This is a genomic window from Actinoplanes couchii, from assembly GCF_016862075.1.
GTDB lineage: Bacteria > Actinomycetota > Actinomycetes > Mycobacteriales > Micromonosporaceae > Actinoplanes > Actinoplanes couchii.
The window spans coordinates 1-2,558 of the sequence record NZ_BOMG01000005.1 but is presented as its reverse complement, the minus strand read 5'-3'; the positions used below and the strand labels follow the sequence as shown (position 1 = coordinate 2,558).

At 72.8% G+C, this 2,558-nt stretch carries 2 protein-coding genes; one reads left to right on the top strand and one right to left on the bottom strand.

The annotated features are described in order from the left end of the window. Positions 1-142 precede the first annotated feature (142 nt). Positions 143-1,060: a DMT family transporter gene (locus tag Aco03nite_RS01135; RefSeq protein WP_203792658.1), complete on the bottom strand. Its 918-nt coding sequence runs from the start codon at positions 1,058-1,060 to the stop codon at positions 143-145. On the opposite strand from Aco03nite_RS01135, the gene Aco03nite_RS01130 reads away from it, so the two are divergent. Then, positions 1,059-2,447 carry an aminotransferase-like domain-containing protein gene (locus tag Aco03nite_RS01130; protein ID WP_203792657.1) on the top strand — a complete coding sequence of 463 codons (1,389 nt, stop codon included), beginning with the start codon at positions 1,059-1,061 and terminating at the stop codon, positions 2,445-2,447. The genes Aco03nite_RS01135 and Aco03nite_RS01130 overlap by 2 nt on opposite strands. Positions 2,448-2,558: the final 111 nt, after the last annotated feature.

The following is a 2,558-nucleotide window of genomic DNA, read 5'->3' as shown; positions in this document are numbered from 1 at the left end:
GCGCGGCACCGCACCTCATCTCGCCCCTCGCGCGGCACGGCACCGAGCCCCTTCGCCGCCGCTCGCGCGGCGCGTCCTTGTCACGCCGCTGCGCGCGGTGATCCCGATCGGGCGACAACTGATCTCTTCGCCAAGCGGGGCGTCACCTAGCCAGGCTGGCATCGGCGGGGCGGGGCGCCTGGCGGGACCGCTGGGTCAGGACCACGCAGGTCAGGACCACCGCCGCGGCGGCGATCGCGGACGCGCCCACCGTTTCGCCCAGCAGGAGTGCGGACCAGAGCAGGGTCAGTACCGGCTGAGCGAGCTGGAGCTGACCGATTCGCGCGATGCCACCTCGGGCGAGTCCCGCGTACCAGGCGAAAAATCCCAGGAACATCGAAACCACCGTGAGATAAGCGAATGCGACCCAGGCCACCGCCGGGCCCTGCGGCGGGTTCGCCGCCGCGGCCACCAGCGTGATCGGCACGGTCACCGGTAACGCCACCAGCAGCGCCCAGCAGATCGTGCGCGCACCGCCGAGATCACGGGCGAGCACGCCGCCCTCGGCGTACCCCAGCCCGCACAGGGCGATGGCCACCAGCAGGTACAGGTCGGTTCTCGTCGCCGAACCGCTGACCGTCCCGCTCGCCACCAGGAACGTCAGCACCGCGACCAGCCCGGCGCCACCGGCCAGCCAGAACCGCACCGGCGGGCGCTCCCCGGCCCGCAGCACCGCGAAGACCGCCGTGATCGCCGGCAGCAACGCGACCACCACCGCGCCGTGGGCGGACGTCCCGTCGATCAACGCCAGCGACGTGAACAGCGGAAACCCGGCCACCACACCCAACGCCACCACCGCCAGCCGCGCCCACTGTGCCCGGGTGGGCCGCGGGGCGCCGGTGAGCCACAAACAGCCCCCGGCCAGCATCGCCGCCCCCACCGCGCGCCCGAACGCGACGAACCACGGATCAAGATGCCCGACCGCGACCCGGGTGGCCGGCAGCGACATGCTGAACGCGACGACCCCCAGCGCTCCGAGCGTTATCGCGCTGGCTGGAGTAGTGCTACTCTTGTTCCTCATGGAGAACAGTAGCGCATCGGATCGGATCGTCAAAGATCTGCGGTTCCAGGTGGCCGCCGCGACACCCGGCACCCGCCTTCCGTCGGTGCGCGTCCTGATGACCCAGCACCAGGCCTCACCCGTCACGATCGCCGCCGCGATCCGCCGCATGGTCGCGGAGGGCCTGGTGGAGACCAGGTCGGGGCAAGGCACCTACGTCGCTTCCCGACCATCGGTGTCCGACGACTCACCACCCGACATGTCCTGGCAGACGGTCGCGCTGGGCCCCCGGCGGTTCGGCGAGGAGGAGATGCGGGCGTTACTCGCGTTACCGTCTTCTGGCGCGATCCCGCTGTCCGGCGGTTATCTGGATGCCGACCTGCAACCCGCCGCGGCTCTGGGCGCCACCCTGGCCCGGGTCGCCCGCCAGCCGGCTGCCTGGCAGCGGGGCCCGGTCGAGGGCCGGGAGGATCTGCGGGCCTGGTTCGCCCGGCCGCTGGGCCCGGTCCAGCCGTCCGACGTGGTGATCTGCCCCGGCGGTCAGGCGGCGCTCTCGTCCACGCTGCGCGCCCTGACGTCTCCGGGCGACACCCTGCTGGTCGAGTCGCCGACCTATCTAGGGGCTCTGGCGGCCGCGCGCGCTGCTGGCCTGCGGGTGGTTCCGGTTCCCGCAGACCACGATGGTGTACGTCCGGAGCACCTGGCCGCCGCGTTCCGCCACACCGGGGCCCGGTTGTTCTACTGCCAGCCGTTGTTCGCCAACCCGTCCGGGGCCACGCTGTCGCCGGAGCGCCGCCCCGAGGTGCTGGCGGCGGTCCGGGAGGCGGGTGCGTTCCTGATCGAGGACGACTACGCCCGGGACCTGGTCATCGACGGCGATCCCCCACCACCGCTGGCAGCCTCCGACCCACACGGCCACGTGATCTATCTGCGCTCGCTGACCAAGTCCGCAGCGCCCGGCTTACGGGTGGCCGCCCTGTCAGCCCGGGGCCCGGCCGGCGCCCGCTTACGAGCGTCCCGCCTACTGGACGACTTCTTCGTGGCCGGCCCACTACAGCAGGCGGCAGTGGAGTTCGTGACGAGCCCGGCATGGACACGCCATCTCCGGGCCCTGCAGTCGTCGTTGCGTGCCCGCAGAGACGCCCTGCTGACAGCGTTGCACCGCCACGTGCCGTCCTTGGTCCCGCCATCGATCCCCCGAGGCGGCCTGCACCTGTGGACCCCCCTTCCCCCAGGCACCGACGACACCGCGGTAACCCGCGAGGCGGCAGCCCAGGGCGTGGTGGTCTTCCCAGGCAGCCCATGGCACGCAGCCGAGCCCCCGGCCCCGTTCTTACGCCTGACCTACGCAGCAACCCCACCCGACACGATGGACGAGGCGATACGCCGCTTGGCCGCAGCCCTCTAGCCCTCCCCGTCGCCGTCGCCGTCGCCGTCGCCGTCGCCGTCGCCGTCGCCGTCGCCGTCGCCCTCGCCCTCGCCCTCGCCGTCGCCCTCGCCCTCGCCGTCGCCGTCGCCG

What these genes read in the sequence shown, in the direction of transcription:
- Aco03nite_RS01130 (WP_203792657.1), top strand. Translation starts at nt 1,059, where the DNA reads ATGGAGAACAGTAGCGCATCGGATCGGATCGTCAAAGATCTGCGGTTC.
- Aco03nite_RS01135 (WP_203792658.1), bottom strand. Translation starts at nt 1,060, where the DNA reads ATGAGGAACAAGAGTAGCACTACTCCAGCCAGCGCGATAACGCTCGGA.